This is a genomic window from Desulfosarcina sp. (assembly GCF_055467485.1).
The window spans coordinates 36,351-55,318 of record NZ_JBUOIV010000036.1 but is presented as its reverse complement, the minus strand read 5'-3'; the positions used below and the strand labels follow the sequence as shown (position 1 = coordinate 55,318).

Below are 18,968 nucleotides of genomic sequence, written 5' to 3'. Positions count from 1 at the left end.
AGTCAGCATCGCCATGTCGGCCAACCTGGTCACGTTCTACATCTTTTATGAATCATTGACTTTGTAGACCTACTGGCTGGTGGCCCACAACGAAGACAAGGCGGCTTTTGCCGCCACACGCAAGTATCTGGCCTATCTGCTCGTCTCGGGATGGTTCCTGTTTGCCGCGGTGGTCCTGACCTTCGCCCTGGCGGGCACCACTCAATTTACCGACGGCGGGATCCTGAGCGCGGCGGACGCGCCCCGTTCCACGCTGGTCATCCTGTTCGTCCTGTTTGCCCTCGGCTCGATGAAGGCGGCCTGGATGCCTTTCCATGCCTGGCTTCCCAGCGCCATGGTGGCACCGACCCCGGTCAGTTCGCTGCTGCACGCCGTGGCCGTGGTCAAAGCCGGCGTATTCGGATTGGTGCGCATTGTCTGTCATGTTTTCGGCGTAGACCTGGTCGGACAGCTGGGCCTCGGCATATGGATGGGTGCCGTGGCGTCCATTACCATGATTCTGGGATCGTTTTTTGCCATCGGGGAGGATAACCTCAAACGGCGGCTGGCGTATTCCACCATCAGTCAATTGTCGTACATCCTCTTCGGTGTGGCCCTGACAAGCCCCTCCGGGGTGAAAGGCGCCATGCTGCACATCCCCTTTCACGGGTTCATGAAGATCACCCTGTTTCTGTGCGCGGGCGCCATCATGGTCGTCACCGGCAAAAAGCAAATCAGCCAATTGGCGGGCATCGGCAGGCAGATGCCGCTCACGATGACAGCCTTTACCATCGGCGCGGTGGGAATGTGCGGGGCCCCGCCCGTGGCCGGATTCATCAGCAAATGGTATCTCTGCCTGGGAACCATCGAGGCCGGCCTGATGATCTTTCTGGGCGTCATCCTGGTCAGCTCGCTTTTGGATGTGATCTACTTCTTTCCGATTGTCAAAACCGCCTTTTTCGATCCGCCGCAGGCGGGTTGCATCGAGGGCGGCAATCAGATTCGAAACCTGGAAAGGGAACGGCCGCTGTACCTGTTCATGGTCGTCCCGCTTGCGCTGACGGCGCTTTTTTCGATGCTCTTTTGCTTTTTTCCGGACGCATTCCATTTGTTGCGCCTGGCCGAGGTGGCCGTCGGCAATCTGTTTTAGCAAAATCACGGGAGATAGATATGGGAACGGTCGAGCAGACACCGGCAGGATTTGTCTACCGGCAGGCCGACGGAGAAATTACGGCCCGCTTTGAGCATATCGAAGAGAAAACGATACTCGCCCACGAAGGCAGTCCGCGCTACCGGCAGGTGTTCAATCTGCTGGTACTGGCCGGGGTGCTGTATCTGGCATACCTTTTTTTTCCGTTTTGAGGGCAGGAACATGAAACCACGCAAAGAACGTACCCTGCTTGACTCCCGGCAGAACCGGCAACGACTGAGAACAATCTTTTATATATCCCTGCTGCTTCTGCTGGTCGTCGATGTTTTTGTGCCCAAGCACGGCCATTTTCCCTGGGAGGATGCCTATGCCTTTTATGCCGCCTACGGCTTTATCGGCTGTGTCGGCCTGATTTTCGTCGCCAAGGGATTGCGCTGGCTGGTGAGGCGAAAGGAAGACTATTATGATTGAGTCGCTGCCGCCTGCCGCCATTCTGATTGCCGGCTCTTTTTTCGTGCCCTGTTTCAGGGGAAAGCTGAAATCAGCCTACCTGCTGGCGCTGCCGGCCCTGGCCTTGGCAAAGCTCTTCACCATGCCCACAGGCACCTACTGGACGGTTCCGTTTCTTGGATACGAGCTGATTTTCGGCCGGGTGGACAAACTGAGCATGGCCTTCGGAACCGTCTTCGTGCTGATCACCTTCATCGGCATGCTCTACGCCCTGCATGTCAGGGACGACTTCCAGCACATGGCCGGTCTGGTGTATGCCGGCGGGGCGCTGGGTGTGACCTTTGCCGGCGACCTGTTCTCTCTCTACATCTTCTGGGAAATCCTGGCCATCGCCTCGGTCTTTTTGATCCTTGCCCGCAGGGAGCCGGCCTCCTCGAGCGCGGCCTTCCGCTATTTCATGTGGCATTTTTTCGGCGGGCTCTGCCTGCTGGCCGGCATCGTCCTTTACGTAACCCAGCGCGGCACTGCCGCGTTCGGCTATATCGGGCTTTCCGACGGTGCCTCGCTGCTCATATTTACCGGATTCTGCCTCAATGCCGCCGTGTTTCCGCTGCATGCATGGCTGCCCGATGCCTATCCCCGGGCCACGGTCAGCGGTGCGGTATTCATGAGCGCCCTGACCACAAAAAGTGCGGTATACATTCTCGCGCGGACATTTCCGGGGACCGACGCCCTGATCTGGGCCGGTGCGTTCATGACCGGTTTCCCGATCTTTTATGCCGTTATCGTCAACGACATGCGCCGGGTGCTGGCCTACAGCCTGATCAATCAAGTCGGATTCATGGTTTGCGGCATCGGCATCGGCACGCCGCTGGCCATCAACGGGGTGGTCGCCCATGCCTTTTGCCACATCATCTACAAAGCCTTGTTGTTCATGTCCACCGGGGCCGTGCTCCACATGACCGGCAGGATCCGGGCCACGGATCTGGGCGGGCTATACAAAACCATGCCTTTTACCGCGGTCTGCTGCATGATCGGGGCAGCATCCATTTCGGCATTCCCCCTGTTCAGTGGCTTTGTGAGCAAGTCCATGACGGTTACCGCAGCCGCCGAGGAACACCTCACGCTGGTGTGGCTGATGCTGATGTTTGCCTCGGCGGGGGTGTTCCATCACGCTGGAATAAAAGTACCCTTTTTCATTTTTTTCGGCCATGATTCCGGGATTCGAAGCCAAGACCCGCCGGTGAACATGCGGCTGGCCATGGGGGCGGCTGCCTTCATCTGTCTTTTCCTGGGCATCTACCCAACGCCGCTCTATGCGATCCTGCCCTACCCGGTGGCCTACATACCGTATACGGCCTTCCATGTGCTGGCCATGCTGGAGCTGCTGATGTTCGGTGCCCTGGCGTTTACCGTGCTGGTTCTCTCCGGACACTATCCCCCGGAAATGCGGGCGGTAAACCTGGACGCCGATTGGTTCGCACGCATTCCCGGCAGGCATTTTATCCGGTTCTGTGGCGGGCCACTCAAACAGGTTGGTCTTTTTTTCGAGTGTGGTCTGGCACGCGTCGTCGCCGTGCTCAGGCGTTTTCCGGCCGATTCGGTCAACCTGGAAAAATGGGTCGATGCTGTTTTTCACTCCGGACTGACCGCCCTGCCGGATCTTTTTTATACCTGGGGCCGGCATCTCAGAACAGAAGTAAAACAGCTGTCCTGGAACCTGGTCTATATCGTGATGCCATTTTGTGCCCTGCTGGCGGTCATGCTGCTCTGGTTGACATAATGCCCGCACACCCGTGGGCGCTGGGATAACCACATGCCTTGCCTGCTTCTACAAATAGTCGGCGTGCCGCTGGTCGCTTCCCTGGCGATGCTCCTGGTTCGGCCGCGCAGAGACCGGTGGCCGGCCTGGGTGGCCATCGCCGCGGTGGCCTATACGACCCTGCTCCTGGTGTCGGCCGGTTTGCGCATAAGCACCGGCGAAACGATTGGCGAGCGCTATCCCATCGGCCCCCAATTCAGCTTCGACCTGGTCGCCGACGGCCTTTCCCTGCCGGTCGGCCTGATCATCAATTTGATCTGCCTGGCGCTGGCTTTATACTCCATCCATTATGTCGACCACCGCATCGAGCTGATATACGGTAAGATCGACGACATCACCCATGGCATCTACTATCGACGCTTTTTCCTTCTCTACCTATATTTTCCCACCGGTTTCATGGGGGTCTGTTTTGCGACCAACCTGTTGTCCGTATACTTTTTCATGGAACTGTTAACCATCATTCCGCTGTATTTCATCATGGCCCAGTTTGGGTATTCGGATTTCATCACGCGCTACAAAGTCGCATTGATGTGTCTGTACTGGGGTGTCGCCGGGGCGACGCTTTTTCTAATCGGCATCATCTGGAGTTACACCCAGACGGGCAGCTTCGAAATCCATCACCTGTCCCGACTGGCCGGGAATCCTTGGACGCTCTGGATTGCCGGTGTAATTTTGATCGGACTGGCCACCAAACTGGCCATCGTTCCCCTGCACGTGTGGATGCCCTGGGTGCATGCCGAACACCCCACCTGCATTGCCGGACTGCTGGCCATTTACGCCAACATTGCCGTGTATGTGGCCATGCGCGTGCTGATTCTGCCGCTGCGGAGCGACATCCTGCCGCTCTCTTTACCGCTCATGGTCGCGGCCCTGGCGACCATGACCTATGGCGCCCTGTTGACGCTGGCCCAGTCCGATGCCAAGCGGTTTTGCGCCTGCTCAACCATCAGCCAGATCTCCTATTCGGTATTCGGTGTTGCCGTCATGACGGCGGAGGGTCTGCAGGGGGGGATGTTTTATTTCCTGAGCCATATCCTGGGCAAGGCCATCCTGTTCTCAACCGCCGGCATCCTGGTCTTTCAGCTCGAAACCAGAAACTTGAAGGAGATGGGCGGTTTGTGGTCACGGATGCCGTTGACCGCTACCTTGTGGTTTTCGGCAGCGCTCATCCTGTCGGCGCTGCCGCCCACCGGCGGTTTCGTGGGCAAGTGGATCCTTTTTGCAGGTGCCTTCAAGGGATATTCGACAAATTCGTGGGCACTGCTGCTAATCGTCGCGGCAATATTGTCGACGCTGCTCACGCTGGTATACACGTTTCTGACCGGGATCCGAATTTTTTTCGGCACGTTGAAACCTGGCAAAGCAAACCGGACCGTCACCGATCCGCCGTTGACCATGAGCTGGCCGCTTCTGCTGCTAGCCGGTGTGGCCCTGTTGATGGGACTCTATCCGGAACCGATTCTTGGGCTGTTCGGCCCGGCGATCGGCAGCTTTTAGCGCCCATATTTTTATTGACACGTTTTGACCGTTGTCCATAAAATGTTGTTAACTATTCGCGGGCGCTGAATTCGACCGGCCTCGTCCGAAGTCGATTTTAATCGCCTCTCTCTTCGCTGACAAGCTTCACAGCCATCGACGTCACCTTGGAACTGCCCGGCTACTGGATCGTTATTTGACACAGCCCACAAGTGCCAGATGTTATTACGGCTTTACTTCCAATCGATCGGAATGCGGGCAGCCCATGATTACTACCGCCAATCTACAAAGAGGAGGGTCGAGTCATGCCAGTAAAATTCAACCAATATTGGACCGTGGATTTTGACAAAACCAAGGAATACGAGAAATTCGTCATTCGCAAGTATATCCCCGGCATCAACAAGCTGGGCATCCATATCGTCGCCGGGTGGACGGTTCTGATCGGCGGCTACAGTGAAAACATTCTCGAAGGCATCAGCAACGACCTAGAGCTTCTTGAAAAGGCGCTCAGAGATATAAAATACCGGCAGTTGAACGACGAACTGCAAAACTACATAAAGAAATACAAAACGAAAGTTCTCGTTAAAACGGGTAAAAAGGACGAATATTCCAAGGACATCAAGAAAAACACGGTCAAGTTTTCTCAAACCTGGGATGTCATCAGCAAGTACAAGGACCTATACGAACGCTATGTCTCCGAAACCTATTACCCCTGTCTGGAAAAGCTTGGCATCAAGGTGGCCCGAGAATGGGAGGTGCTCATCGGAGACGGGCCGCGAATCGTCTGTGAAGGCCGCGCAGAGAATATTGATTCGACCACATTGATCAGCAACCTGCAGAGCAAGACATTTCAAAAAGGCAGGCAAGGGTTAAAGCAGTTTGTCGAAAATTACGAGAGCCGTATTCTCACATTTCACATTCAAAAGGTGCTGGGATATAAATCGGCAAGTTATGAACTTATCGCTGGTTGACTTTTCCGACCTGTTCGACCTCATCCGGTAAGGGCCGTTGTCCCTCGCCGGCTGCCAGCCAGGTTCTATCAACCGATGGTGTTTTTCACGATCCCCACCAGTTTTTCCGGATCGAAAGGCTTTTTGACGAAGGCGATGGCGTCCTTGATGGCGTGGTCGCCGTCGATGCCGCTGATCACGATGACCGGCGTGTCACGCAGATCCTTGTCTTTGCGCAGCTTGCGGTAAAAACGCGGGCCCCACTCGCCGGGCATCTGCAGGTCCAGGGTGATCAGGTCGGGCTTCTCCTTTTTAACCACATCCAGGCCTTCCATGGTGCTCGAGGCGTTGCAGGTTTCGTAGCCGTTGTCACTGAATACAGCTTCCAGATATTTGACCACGATAGGGTCGTCGTCGATGATGAGAATTTTCTTGGGCATGGACACTTTCTCCTAATCGTTTTTCTGTAAAGAGATTTCTCGGGGCTCGAGGCCGCTCTATCATCTTACCACCATCAGGATCGTAATAGACGCATTATCCAATGTTGACTCAGAAGGGGTAGATTATGGTTCAGGCCAAGGCCGCAGCGATGTTGAAACCGGAGGCGTAGCAGCGCTGCGTCGAGGATTTTAACATCGGGAGAACGCCGGTCTGGAGCATAAGATGCCTTTTCAGGGTTAACATTACCTGATGTGGCACTCCCCGCACATAATCGGCCCCTTCTTTTGCGCCTGGTGGCAGCCTTTGCAGTTGGTGTGGAAAGCCTTGATCAGCGACGGCTGGCTGCCGGATCCTTTCAGGTCGTGGCATTCCGAGCAGCTCTGATCCTCCGAGGATTCGTCTTCCAACCGCTTGCCGTCCTCGTAAACGTGATGGCACTCGGCACAGTCGTCGATGCCGGCGGCCTCGTTGTGCACATCGTGGACAAAGACCGACGGCGTGCGCTGGGGGTTGTCGAAGGATGCGTTGTCAACGAGGGTCATATCGTCCTGTGACCATGCCGGAGTGACAACCAGAACGATCCCGATCATCAGTGACAGTGCGATCCGCGTGACGGTTTTCATATTTCCTCCTGCTCCTGCGCGGGGGCTCATGCAGGCTTTTCCATGACTTCGTAGATGATGTCCCCGAAGAATTTGATGTCCAGACCGATTTCATAGTGGTGCACGATGTCGTGCAGGCCGCTGTGGCAGTTGTGGCAGGGGGCCACGAGTACTTCGGCGCCCTTGGTCTTGGCCCCGAAGAGCTGTTCGGCCTTGACCCGGTTGCCCGTGATGCGCGTCATCTTGAAGGGCGGGCCGGTGTTGATCACCCCGCCGCCGGCGCAGCAGCAATAATTGTGCTCCCGGTTGGGGTGCATCTCGATCACGTTCTCGCACAGCGCGTGCGCCACGTAGCGGGCTTTTTCGTGAAGCCCGGCGCCCCGGGAGACGTTGCACGGGTCGTGCAGGGTAATGGGCGGCTCATACTTCTTGGCGATCGTGATGCGGCCCTCCTTGATCAGGTCGTAGTAAAACTCGATGGCGTGCACGATCCTGAAGGGCGGCATGGCCCAGCCCAGCCAGCGGTTGCCCATGTCGTAGACCGAGCGGAAGGCGTGGCCGCATTCCCCCATGACGATTTTCTTCACCTTGAGCCGGGCGGCGGTTTCGAAGTGGGTCCGCTTGATGCGGCCCATGAGTTCGTTGTCTCCGGTGAACATGGCCATGTCGCTGTTGTCCCATCCCACGGAGGCGGGCATGGTCCAGTCGACGCCGGCCACGTGCATGATCACCGCCGCCTGATAGATCAGCTGCGCCTGGAACTTGGGCTCCGGTGCGATGACGCTGTACATGATATCCGCCCCTTCTTTTTCCAGGGGAATGCGCAGGTCGGGGATTTCCGCCTGGGCCTCCTCCTCCTGCCACTGGAGGGTGTCCGGCCACTCGTCCCCTTTGACCCACATCTGGTTCATGGTTACCGAGTGGCTGTGGGCCGTGTCCTGGATGTAGAGCGGGGTAACCCCCAGCCGATGGATGATCCGACGCACCACGCTGATCAGATAGGCGATGTCGATGCCAAAGGGGCAGTACTGGGCGCAGCGTTTGCACAAGTTGCATTCGGTGTGGGCGATGATCGCCGCCTGGCGGATGAATTCCGGGCTGACACGACCCTTTTTCCTGACCATCTCCCAGACGGTCTGTTTGACTTTACCCACCGGTGAATAGCGGGGATCGTTGTCGTGGGAGAGGTAGTAATGGCAGGCTTCCGAGCACAGGCCGCAGTGGATGCAGGTTTCCACGTAGACCTTCAGCCGGGCGCCGGTTTCCGAATCGATGACGCTGTTGATCACCGACTGGATTTTCTCTTCGGTAAGCCGGGAGATGCCGACATCGATGCCTTCATCCACCACCTTGGTCGCTTCTTTTTTTGACGGTTCCGCCATGTCGAGAACTCCTTTTCAGCATACGCCGGGTTTGCGCGGTCGCCGGCTGCTGTTCGGTTCAATTCAATGCACTACCAGTCCCGGGCATGCCGCACCTTGCCAAACTCGGACCCCATGTACGCCCGGGTGAAAGGCGAAAAGAGCATGTGGCTGAGCCGGGTGAAAGGAATGGCTGCCAGCATGATGTCTCCTGCCAGCACATGCAGGCACATCATCAGCGGATAGGACAGCCACTGGTGGTAGGCCAGAAAGCCGGTGACGAAAGGCGCCGCCACGATGGCCAGGATCACGAAATCCGAGACCGACGTGACGAACTTGACTTCCGGCTGGGTGACTCTTCTCACCAGAAAATAAACGGCTCCCAAAATTACGATGATCGTCATGACATCGGCGACGGTGTCGGGCAGGGTCCACCAGCTGATGCCGAATGCCTCGTCCCAGAGCACCACATGGGAGAGCAGCAAGATCGGCGTGGCCAGCAGGCAGAGGTGAAAGGCGAACGTCACCACGGTGAGCACGGGCTGGCGGCGCCAGTTCACCGTGGCAAAGGGGATGATCCAGTGAAAGATCGACCTCAGGCCGTAGCGCCAGCTCATATAGGAAAAGATGAACCGCTCCTTTTCGGCGACGAGCTTCAGCATGCTGGCTATCCGGTATATGCTGCCCCCGAAAAAGAGAATAAAGGCGGCCCATGCCAGCGGTCCACTGACGAAGTTGTAGAAGGTGTGCATGTATTTCTCCTATCCAACGATATCAGAAACAGGCACGATGCGTCGGACGTAATTGCCCGCCTCGACGGTACGCAGCATCAGGTGCGTGCCGTCCGGACTGAAGACCGGGTCCCAGGCGGCATCGCAGGCGTTGGACCAGACCCGGTCGTTCAGGGTGTAGGTGTGCCGGCCCTTTTTTTCCACCCTGGCGGCCACGTCCTTTCCATCCGGACTGAAGACCGGCTTCCAGGCCATGTCCCAGGCATCGGACCACGGGCTGCCGTCCACCACCACGCGGAAGGTTTCTTCGTCCTTTGCCAGGGCGGCAATGCGCTGGCCGTCCGGACTGAAGGTCGCGTCGGTGACCAGCTGGCCGAAGCTGGCCGGCCATGGTTTGCCGTCTACGGCCACGGTCCAGCGGCCGTATTTGGGGGCCACGATGGCCGCCAGCCGGCTACCGTCGGGGCTGAACATCTGGTGCCAGATCTGGACAAAACGCCGATCCCAGAGGATTTTTCCGTTTTCTGCCAACCGCCACATCCCCTTTTCCCGCACCGGCGCCACCACCGTTCCGGTAACCGGGTTGAAGACTGGCTCCCAGACGGTTGCATAGTGGGAATCCCACGGGACTCCATCTACGGCGATGGTATATTCATACAGGTTGAGCCGGACTTCGGCAGCCAGGTGCCCACCGTCCGGGCTGAGGGCCAGGTTCCAGACGTTGACGAAGCGCATGTCCCACGGTTGACCGTCCAGGGCGGCGGTGAAGCTGCCCTTCTGGAATTTATGGATTTCGCCCGAGTCCACGTCCTCCACCTGAACGGCGCCGGCGGTGTGCCGGCCGTCCGGGCTCATGGCAAAATAGGTCATGTTGGCGTAGGTCCGCTCCCAGGGTTCCCCGTTCAGAACCATGGCATAACGCATGTCCTGCTGCACCGCGGCGGCGATGGCGGCGCCGTCGGAGCTGAAGCGCGGCTCCCAGATGTAGCCAAATTTGTTCTCCCAGGCGGCACCGTCCACGGCCATGGTCCATTCGCCCATGTCGGACACCAGGGCGGTGAGCCTGCCGTCCGGAGAGAAACGCAGGTGCCAGATTTTATCAAACACGGCTTCTCCCCAGGCTTCGCCGTTGACGCAGACGGTGAATTCACCTTCGTCCAGGTTGACGATGGCGGCGACCGTTTCGCCGTCGGGGCTGGCATAGGGCTCTTCAACCCATCGGTATGTCGTTCTCCAGGAATCCAGAGAAACATGTTTCTCGCCGGTCTCCCAGTCCCAGCTTCGGGAATCAACCATATTGCCTCCTCGTTGAAACGCTGGCGCGCAGATTCTCAGGCGGTGTCGGATAGTGGGTGCGGATGACCGTTTCTGCTGAAAAAAAACGGGTCGTCCGATAACCATGGTCAGCGGGGTGGTCCCCCAGCGAACGGTCGCTGATCCAAGGCGGTTGCATTTTTTCAACCATGCGTGGCGGTGTCGGATTCATCGGTAAACGGAGATGCTTGTCGTTTGTATACTGATCCGGAGTCGAAACCGCAAGTTTGTTTTTGATCCCATGCACAAAATGAGTGCCCTTACCCAGGCTTGTCTTTTTTCATGGCGGATATGGCGGATTCCACCGTGTCGACGCAAGGGGCGACGCGCGAAATGCCCACCATGTCGAAAATGGTTTTGAAGTTTTCCGACAGCCCGGCAATGTAGACCGGTGTTCCCGTTGCCCGGATCTCCGACAACAGGCGGGTAAGCAGTGCGATACCGGTCCCGTTGACCGCCGAAAAATTGTCGAAGCTGATGACGATCCCTGTGGCTCCCGAATCCAGTGCACGGTGCAAGGATGCCGTGAGCCCTTCCTTGTGTTGGCCGGACAGGGTTCCGTGGATGGACAGGATGCCCACACCGGACGAGATTTCCAATTTGAGGGGCGCCGTGTCCCGACGATCGTCGTCAAGGCGTGCCTCGGCCCGTTTGAGAGCTGCATCGAGGGCGCTGCGGCCGATGGGCTTGTTGATGAAATCAGTGGCGTCGAGATTCAGGGCACGGACCACATGGTCCATGTCGCCATGGCCGGTAATCACGACCACCTCGGTTTCCGGTGCCGTCTTTTTGATTTGCTTGAGTACTTCGAACCCGTCCATACCGGGCATCTTCAGGTCGGTGAATACGATGCCGGGGTGATGTTCGCGGACCAGTCGAAGGCCGGTTTCGCCGTTCTCAGCGGTCAGCACCGAATAGCCGTAGGCATTCAGAAACAGACGGAACATGGTCAAGGTGGCGGTTTCATCGTCGATGACCAGAACCGTTTTCGCGGCATTCATCGTAAAGGCCATTCCTTGAGGGGGTGTTTGGAAAATATGGGGCGTGTGGTTTCTGCCTGACCTCACCATGATACCTAAAACAGGAACATTTGCAACGATTTCCTTGCGGGGCGAAAAGGCTCCGATCTAAGAAACCGATGCAACGCCAGTCGATGATCCCGCCGGCCCACGGCATTTGCACAGGGGCGCCAATCTATTGTATAGGCTTGATTGTGGACCGCGAGCGAACCGGAAATCGATCTTCATCCTTACCTTGAATCCCCGCTGCAGCCTGCCGCGGGAAGAGGTCAATCGAAACGACATGGTTGACGTGCGAACCCTTTCCAGAACGACCCTGCCGAACCGTATCCGGGCTATTGAGCGCCCGCGGCTGATCCAGCAGGTTGCCGGTTCAAGCGCCTGTCGGGTGGTGCTGATCACCGGGCAGGCGGCCCAGGGCAAGTCGACACTGGCGGCGGAGCTTGCCGGTCAGCCCGGCCCGGTCAGTGCCTGGATGCATCTGGAACCATCGGACAGCGACCCGGTGAATTTTTTCCAATTGCTGGTCCATGCCCTGCAGGCATCGCGGCCGTCACTGGATGTATCGGCCTATTTAAAAAACCCCGCCATTGCCCTGGGAACCGACACGGGTGTGGGCCGCATCAATGAACTCGCCGGCCTCCTTCTCAACGACATCATCGCCCGGGCGCCGGTCCGAATCGTGATGGACGGGCTCGACCGCCTCTCAGACGACGCCGAAAGCCTGAAGCTTATCGACACCATCCTCGACAGCATTTCCCCGCCCAGTTGCCTGGTGCTTGTATCCCGGAAGACACCCCCATTGGCGCTTGAACAGTTGAGGATCCGCCAGGAACTCGTCGTTCTCGACAATGACGATCTGGCCTTTAGCGCCGATGAAATCTTCCTCTTTTATTCGAACCTTTACGGTATGCGCCTGGCGCCGCCCCAACTGGCGCGGATCCGTGAGATAACGGACGGATGGGCCGGCGGCCTGGTGCTGGTGTGGGAGGCGTTGCGCCGCATTCCCGAGTCGCAGCGCATCGACTTTATCCACAACGGACTGCCCGTTGCCATGCATGGGAAGCGACTGGCCTTTTTCTCAGAAGCGGTTTTTTCGGGACTGGATGGGACGACCCGCCATTTTCTGATTCGATCGGCCATCTTCGACACCATCGATCCGAAAATGGCTGCGCGCTATTTTGCAAATCAGCCGGTGGGGGATGTTGAACGCATTCTCGACCGCATGATTCGGCAAAACTTGTTCATTCACCGTCTCTCCGACATCAAGACCGGATGGCGATATCGATACAACCAGTTGTTCCGCGACTTCCTGCTCGACAAATTCCACAGTGTCCTGGACAGGGAAGAGCGGCGGGCACTTCTCACCCGGGCCGCCGTCCTGGCCTGGGATGCAGGCAATATCGAGGGGGCCATTCGGTTTTTTCTGCAGGCGGAGGCCTTTGGAAAAGCGGCGGCGGGAATCAAGAAAATTGCCATGGGGCTGTCCGCCCAGGGGCGGTTTGCCGATCTGGCCGGGTGGATCGACATCCTGCCCGCGGAGCTGATTCACGAGGATGCCTGGCTTTCCTTTTACGAAGCCGTGGGTCGACGCATCAGCGGAGGGCGCAGGAACATCCGGGCCTTCTCGAGGGCGCTCGATCGGTTCGAGGCGCAAGGCGATCAACGGGGTCAACTGCTGGCGATGGCCTATCTCATAGAAGCCGCCGTTTTCATCGGCCATCCGGCAGCAATGTTGAACCGCTGGCTCGAGGCGGCCTGGGCCATGCTCGAAAAGGCCAGCGGGAACCGTTATTATCCCTTTGCCAAGGCGGTGTTGTGGATGCAGGCGGCCTTCGGATACCTCTCCGGTGCCAGCGACGTTCAAAAAGGCCTGTCGGCCTGCCGCAACGCCATGCTGCTGGCCCACACGATCCAGGACGACACGCTCACGGTCAATGCCACCATCATCCATGTATTCGGGCTCACGCTGACCGGGGAATTCGCTGCAGCGGAAAAAGCCCTTGCCACGATCCGCCAGCTGGTGTCGGCTGCCTATCCTGAATACCGCGCCCTGCAAAATATCGTGCGCATGAAGCTCGCCCTGTCAAAAGGCGACCTGGCGCGTGCCCAGCGCCTGCTTGAGGACAATCATGAAGATATCGACAGGTTCGGGTTGCTTTTTCTTTACCCCATCCACGTGGACCTGGCCGGCCTGCTTCAGATTCGTCAACAACGCTTCGATGCGGTGAGCCGCACCGTCCGTCATCTCAACGATGTGGCCATACTGGCGGCCAACCCGTTTTACAATGGGCTGGCCCTTCGCCTGCGGGCGCTCAAAGCCTATCATCAAGGGCGCTTCGAACGCGCGCGAATGTGGGCCGGGCAGGCGGTCGAGGTGATTGCCCAAAGCCTGGGGGAGAGTATCCACCTGTTTCGCTGTCGCCTGATCCGGGGTATGGCGGCCTATCATTTGAACGATCTGGCCAGCGCCCGGCAGGAGTTGGCATCGGCCCAAAACTTTTTCAGCCGGGTGTCCATCCAGCAGTCGCTGGCCGAGGTTCGCCTGGGCCTTTCCCTCGTGGAAACAGCCATGGGCAATGGGGGTGAGGCGGCCCGGCATCTGGAATCCGCCCTTTCACTGGCAGCCTCACAGGGATATGATTCCTTTGCCATGCTGTCCGGCTGCGACGTCCTGGCGGCCTGCACGCCCGCCCTTCAATCCACCCGCAGCGAATCGGCGCGCCTCGCCCGCCGCATCCTGGACCACCTGCCCTCGCCGCCGACCCTGGTGCCCGGTCCGACAGCCGACGCGCACACACAACCGCCAACCCGGGGCCAGACGGGAATGGTCGGCGTCGATGATACCCGAGCCTGCCTTGACATCCAATCCCTGGGCGGCTTCGAAGTTCGCCGCCATGGTGGATCCGCCATTGCCGATGCCCAGTGGGCGGGCATTCGCCAGAAACTATTGCTCAAGGCCATTCTCGTCAACGGGTGCCGGGAGATCCCCAAGGACATCCTCATGGATGCCCTGTGGCCGGACAGCAGCCACGAGGCTGCCTTGAAGCGCTTCAAGGTGACGCTCCACCGGCTGCGTAGAATTCTGGAGCCGAAGGTGGACCGGCGGAACGGGTCGTCCTGCATTTTGCTCAAGGACGGCCTGGTGAGCCTGGACATGCGGCGCTGCCGGGTGGACGTCAACGATTTTCTGGAGGCCTGCGACGAGATCCGGCAGCTCAAGCGCGATGACGATGAAGACCGGATCCTGTCGGCCTGCCGGCGGGCCGTTGACATCTATCGGGGGGATTTTCTCCCCGAAGAGATCTATCTGAGCTGGGCCGAAATGAAACGTGCCGCCCTGAAGGACAGATACCTCGCCGTGCTCATGGAGATGGCGGAGCTTTTTGAGCGAAAGGGTGATCTGGATGAAGCGGCCCGGTACTGCAGTATCGCGACACAGGCGGACCCCCTGGCCGAGCAGGCCCACCAGCGGCTCATGCGCCTGTTTCAACGCCAGGGACGACGCAGCGCCGCCCTCAAAGTGTACCGGGACCTGGTCAACACCCTTGCCGTGGAGCTGGATACCGTTCCCGACCCGGCGACCACCCGCATGTACAAGGAGTTAATGAAAGCTGGAAGCGCAAAGCCGACCGTTCAGCGTTAACACACTAAATGATCCCAACCGCCGCGAGGATCCCGACCGTCCTGACCCGTTGCCCTGTAACCTCCCCTGTATCCTTTCTGTAACCGTGGCCATGGTAAATGAAACAATCTGAAATCCGTGCCTGGTCCGGCCTGGCATCAGGCGGTTCGGGAAAGGCTAATCGGTTAACGAAAAGGAGAACGACCATGGACATCAATCGCAGGCAGTTCATCCAGATCACCGGCGCCGGCGCTGCCGGCCTGGCCGTGGGCGGGCTGGGTTTCGACCTGAAGCCGGTCAGGGCCCATGCCGGTATGCTGAAAACCAAGTATGCCAAGGAGACCACGACCATCTGCTGCTACTGCGCGGTGGGCTGCGGCGCCATCGTCCACACCAGCAAGCGGGGCGACGGCCGGGTCATCAACATCGAAGGGGATCCCGACCACGTGATCAACCGCGGCGCCCTCTGTTCCAAAGGCGCCTCCCTGAAGCAGCTGGTGGAAAACGAAAACCGGCTGACCACGCCCATGTATCGCGCGCCCTATTCGGACCAATGGCAGGCGGTTTCCTGGGACTGGGCCCTGGAAAAAATCGCCCACCGCGTCAAGGAGACCCGCGATGCCTCCTTTACCGCCAAAAACGACAAGGGGCAGGTGGTCAACCGCACGACGGCCATTGCCTCGGTGGGCAGCGCCGCCCTGGACAACGAAGAGTGCTGGACCTACCAGGCCCTGATGCGGGCCCTGGGGCTGGTGTACATCGAACACCAGGCGCGCATCTGACACAGCGCCACGGTTGCGGCTCTGGCAGAGTCGTTCGGACGCGGTGCAATGACCAACCACTGGATCGACATCAAAAACAGCGACTGTATCCTGATCATGGGGAGCAACGCCGCTGAAAACCACCCCGTCTCCTTCAAGTACGTGACCGAGGCCATGGAGAAGGGCGCCACCCTGATCAGCGTGGACCCCCGCTTTACCCGGACCTCGTCCAAGGCGGATATCTACGCGCCGCTGCGATCCGGCAGCGACATCGCCTTTCTCGGGGGCATGATCAAATACATTTTGGACAGCAGGCGGTACAGCCAGGAGTACGTATCGCTCTACACCAACGCGCCATTTATCGTCAGCAAGACCTTCGGTTTCAAGGACGGCCTTTTTTCCGGGTTCGAGAAAACCCCGAAAGGTCCGACCCTGGGCAAATACGACAAGCGCCAATGGGCTTTCGAAATGGACGAAAACGGCGTGCCCAAAATGGACCGGTCACTGAAACACAAGCGCTGCGTCTTCCAGCTGCTCAAGAAACACTTCGAGCGCTACGATCTTGAAACCGTTTCGGCGGTTACGGGAACCGGCCAGGAAGACCTGCAGCGGATCTACGATGTCTACAGCCAAACCGGGGAACGGGGCAAAGCCGGTACGATCATGTATGCCATGGGGTGGACCCAGCATACCACCGGCACCCAGAACATCCGCACCATGGCCATCATCCAGCTGCTGCTGGGCAACATGGGCGTGGCCGGCGGCGGCGTCAACGCCCTGCGCGGCGAATCCAACGTTCAAGGATCCACGGACCACTGCCTGCTGTGGCACATCTGGCCGGGTTACCTGAAAACGCCGCGGGCATCCAACACCAGCCTGGCGGTCTACAACGACACCTGGACACCGGCCAGCAAGGATCCGCTGTCCGCCAACTGGTGGCAGAACTATCCCAAGTACAGCGTGTCCATGCTGAAATCCTTTTTTGGCGAAAATGCCGATGCCGCCAACGACTTCGGCTACGACTGGCTGCCCAAGGTGGATGACGGTGTAGGCTACTCCTGGTTCGACCTCTTCGACGCCATGTACAAAGAGACGATCAAAGGTTTTTTGGCCTGGGGCCAGAACCCGGCCTGCAGCGGCTCCAACGCCGGCAAGGTGCGTGAAGCCATGGGCAACCTGGACTGGATGGTCAACGTCAACCTGTTCGACAACGAAACCGGGTCGTTCTGGAAAGGTCCGGGCATGGATCCGGGGGCCATCAAAACCGAGGTGTTCATGCTTCCGGCCTGTGCGTCGGTGGAGAAGGAGGGCAGCATTACGAACAGCGGGCGGTGGATGCAGTGGCGCTACCGGGGTCCCAACCCCATGGGCGACAGTCGGCCGGACGGCGATATCATCCTGACGCTGGGAGAGAAGATCAAAGAGGCCTACAAGAGCGGCGGCGTGTTTCCGGAACCGATCGCCAACCTGAAGTGGGACTATGCCACCGACGGCGCCTACGATCCGCACAAGGTTGCCAGGGAGATCAACGGCTATTTTGTCAAGGATGTCACCATCAAGGACAAGACCTATAAAAAAGGGACCCTGGTGCCCAGCTTCGCCTTCCTCCAGGCCGACGGCTCCACCTCGTCGGGCAACTGGCTCTACTGCAACAGCTATACGGAAAAAGGCAACATGAGCGCCCGCCGCGGGCAGGAGGACGCGGCGAACAACATCGGGCTGTTTCCGGAATTCGCCTGGTGCTGGCCGGTCAACCGGCGCATCATTTACAACCGGGCTTCGGTGGATGCCAAGGGCGTGCCCTGGGACCGCAAGGACTGGGTCGTTTACTTCAAGGGGGATGAAAAGGACGGCAAGTATGTCTCCAGCAAATGGATAGGCGATGTACCCGACGGCGGCTGGTATCCGATGCAGAACCCGGACGGTTCCTGGCGGGCGGACACCAAATATCCCTTTATCATGAGAAAACACGGCCATGCCCAGATCTTCGGGCCGGGGCTGGCCGACGGGCCTTTCCCCGAACATTACGAGCCGCTGGAGTGCCCGGTGGAGAAAAATTACCTCAACGCCCAGATGGTGAACCCCACCGCGGCGGTCTATTCCACCAAGGCCGATGCCCACGCCACCTGCGACCCGCGGTTCCCCTATGTGGCCACCACCTACCGGGTCAGCGAGCACTGGCAGACCGGCCTGATGACGCGCACCCAGAGCTGGCTCATGGAGCTGCAGCCCCAGATGTTCGTGGAGATCAGCGAAGAACTGGCCGGACTCAAGGGTATCCGCAACGGAGAACGGGTCAATGTGACCTCGGCCCGCGGCAAGGTGGAATGCAGCGCCGTTGTCACCAAGCGGTTCAAGCCCTTCATGGTCGCCGGCCTGACGGTACACCAGGTGGGAATTCCCTGGCACTACGGCTGGCGATGGCCGTCATCCGGCAAGGAGGACAGCGCCAACCTGCTTACCCCGCCGGCCGGCGATCCCAACACCCGCATTCCGGAAACCAAGGCCTTCATGGTCAACGTGGTTAAAGTCTAAAAGGAGGGACTCGGCATGAGCAACGCATTTTTTATCGACACCACAAGGTGCACCGGATGCAGGGGCTGCCAGGTGGCCTGCAAGCAGTGGCATGACCTGCCCGCCGAAGAGACCCGAAATCGGGGAACCTTCGAGAACCCGCCGGACCTCTCTTATTCCACATACAAGCTGGTCCGCATGCGTGAAACGGAAACCGACGGCAAGCTCAAATGGCTGTTCTTCCCGGAGCAGTGTCGCCACTGCATCGAACCGCCGTGCCTGGAAACGGCCCAGGATGAGAGCGCCATTTTCAAGGATGAAAAAACCGGCGCGGTGATTTTTACCGCCAATACCAAAAACCTGTTTGCCGACGAGATTATCGAATCCTGCCCCTACAACATCCCGCGCAAGGCGGCCGACGACACCCTGGCCAAGTGCGACATGTGCAACGATCGTGTGACCAACGGTCTGCTGCCGGCCTGCGTGCAGACCTGCCCGACGGGCACCATGAACTTTGGCGACCGCGAGCAGATGGTCTCGCTGGCACAGCAGCGGCTGGCCCAGGTCAGTAAAAGACATGATAAGGCCCAACTGGTGGATGCAGACGATGTCAACGTGATTTACCTGGTCAGCGAGGCACCTGCCTTGTATTATGAATTTGTCATGGCATCGACAGGTTCCCACGGGTTGAGCCGGCACATGGCCCTGAGAAAAATGGTCGGCCCCTTCCGGCGGGCATTGCGCCAACTGGCATAGGAAGACCATCGACTGAC

The 18,968-nt window shown here is 58.7% G+C and carries 15 protein-coding genes; 9 read left to right on the top strand and 6 right to left on the bottom strand.

What is annotated here, in order from left to right; all coding sequences use genetic code 11:
* Positions 1-79 precede the first annotated feature (79 nt).
* The 6 genes from ACZCED_RS16580 (at position 80) to ACZCED_RS16555 (ending at position 5,848) form a co-directional block, all read left to right on the top strand.
* Positions 80-1,129 carry a proton-conducting transporter transmembrane domain-containing protein gene (locus tag ACZCED_RS16580; protein ID WP_464861228.1) on the top strand — a complete coding sequence of 350 codons (1,050 nt, stop codon included), beginning with the start codon at positions 80-82 and terminating at the stop codon, positions 1,127-1,129.
* Positions 1,130-1,149: 20 nt separating this feature from the next.
* Positions 1,150-1,341, top strand: a complete 192-nt coding sequence (locus ACZCED_RS16575; RefSeq protein ID WP_464861227.1) for a hypothetical protein — start codon at positions 1,150-1,152, stop codon at positions 1,339-1,341.
* A 10-nt stretch (positions 1,342-1,351) separates the two neighbouring features.
* Positions 1,352-1,600, top strand: coding sequence for a hypothetical protein (locus tag ACZCED_RS16570; RefSeq protein ID WP_462968296.1), 249 nt, complete (start codon positions 1,352-1,354; stop codon positions 1,598-1,600).
* On the top strand, positions 1,593-3,362 hold the full coding sequence (locus tag ACZCED_RS16565) for a Na(+)/H(+) antiporter subunit D (RefSeq protein WP_464861226.1): 1,770 nt from the start codon (positions 1,593-1,595) through the stop codon (positions 3,360-3,362). The genes ACZCED_RS16570 and ACZCED_RS16565 overlap by 8 nt, the downstream gene beginning before the upstream one ends.
* Before the next feature lie 33 nt (positions 3,363-3,395).
* Complete coding sequence (locus tag ACZCED_RS16560) at positions 3,396-4,898, top strand: complex I subunit 5 family protein (RefSeq protein WP_464861225.1); 1,503 nt, start codon at positions 3,396-3,398, stop codon at positions 4,896-4,898.
* 284 nt (positions 4,899-5,182) lie between these two features.
* Entirely contained in the window at positions 5,183-5,848 is a 666-nt protein-coding gene (locus tag ACZCED_RS16555; RefSeq protein WP_462968293.1) for a hypothetical protein, read from the top strand.
* Positions 5,849-5,916: 68 nt separating this feature from the next.
* Here ACZCED_RS16555 and divK read toward each other — a convergent pair whose 3' ends face one another.
* The 6 genes from divK to ACZCED_RS16525 form a co-directional block, all read right to left on the bottom strand.
* Positions 5,917-6,267: a DVU0259 family response regulator domain-containing protein gene (gene divK, locus ACZCED_RS16550; RefSeq protein WP_462968292.1), complete on the bottom strand. Its 351-nt coding sequence runs from the start codon at positions 6,265-6,267 to the stop codon at positions 5,917-5,919.
* A 243-nt stretch (positions 6,268-6,510) separates the two neighbouring features.
* Positions 6,511-6,891 (bottom strand): acidic tetraheme cytochrome c3 TmcA, encoded by a 381-nt coding sequence (tmcA, locus tag ACZCED_RS16545; protein ID WP_462968291.1) that lies wholly within the window; start codon positions 6,889-6,891, stop codon positions 6,511-6,513.
* A 26-nt stretch (positions 6,892-6,917) separates the two neighbouring features.
* The gene (gene tmcB / locus ACZCED_RS16540) at positions 6,918-8,252 is read right to left on the bottom strand and encodes an electron transfer complex ferredoxin TmcB (protein ID WP_464861224.1); all 1,335 of its coding nucleotides are present in this window, start codon (positions 8,250-8,252) and stop codon (positions 6,918-6,920) included.
* 71 nt (positions 8,253-8,323) lie between these two features.
* Positions 8,324-8,983, bottom strand: a complete 660-nt coding sequence (tmcC, locus tag ACZCED_RS16535) for a TmcC family electron transfer complex membrane anchor subunit (protein WP_462968198.1) — start codon at positions 8,981-8,983, stop codon at positions 8,324-8,326.
* A 9-nt stretch (positions 8,984-8,992) separates the two neighbouring features.
* Positions 8,993-10,258, bottom strand: coding sequence for an electron transfer complex subunit TmcD (gene tmcD / locus ACZCED_RS16530; protein WP_462968197.1), 1,266 nt, complete (start codon positions 10,256-10,258; stop codon positions 8,993-8,995).
* A gap of 278 nt (positions 10,259-10,536) precedes the next feature.
* Positions 10,537-11,277, bottom strand: a complete 741-nt coding sequence (locus tag ACZCED_RS16525; protein WP_462968196.1) for an STAS domain-containing protein — start codon at positions 11,275-11,277, stop codon at positions 10,537-10,539.
* Between the two features lie 301 nt (positions 11,278-11,578).
* Between ACZCED_RS16525 and ACZCED_RS16520 the strand changes: the two genes are divergently transcribed.
* The 3 genes from ACZCED_RS16520 (at position 11,579) to ACZCED_RS16510 (ending at position 18,951) form a co-directional block, all read left to right on the top strand.
* Positions 11,579-14,941: a BTAD domain-containing putative transcriptional regulator gene (locus tag ACZCED_RS16520; RefSeq protein WP_462968195.1), complete on the top strand. Its 3,363-nt coding sequence runs from the start codon at positions 11,579-11,581 to the stop codon at positions 14,939-14,941.
* 185 nt (positions 14,942-15,126) lie between these two features.
* Positions 15,127-18,216: a formate dehydrogenase-N subunit alpha gene (gene fdnG, locus ACZCED_RS16515; protein WP_462968194.1), complete on the top strand. Its 3,090-nt coding sequence runs from the start codon at positions 15,127-15,129 to the stop codon at positions 18,214-18,216.
* 15 nt (positions 18,217-18,231) lie between these two features.
* Positions 18,232-18,951, top strand: a complete 720-nt coding sequence (locus ACZCED_RS16510; RefSeq protein ID WP_464861223.1) for a 4Fe-4S dicluster domain-containing protein — start codon at positions 18,232-18,234, stop codon at positions 18,949-18,951.
* Positions 18,952-18,968: the final 17 nt, after the last annotated feature.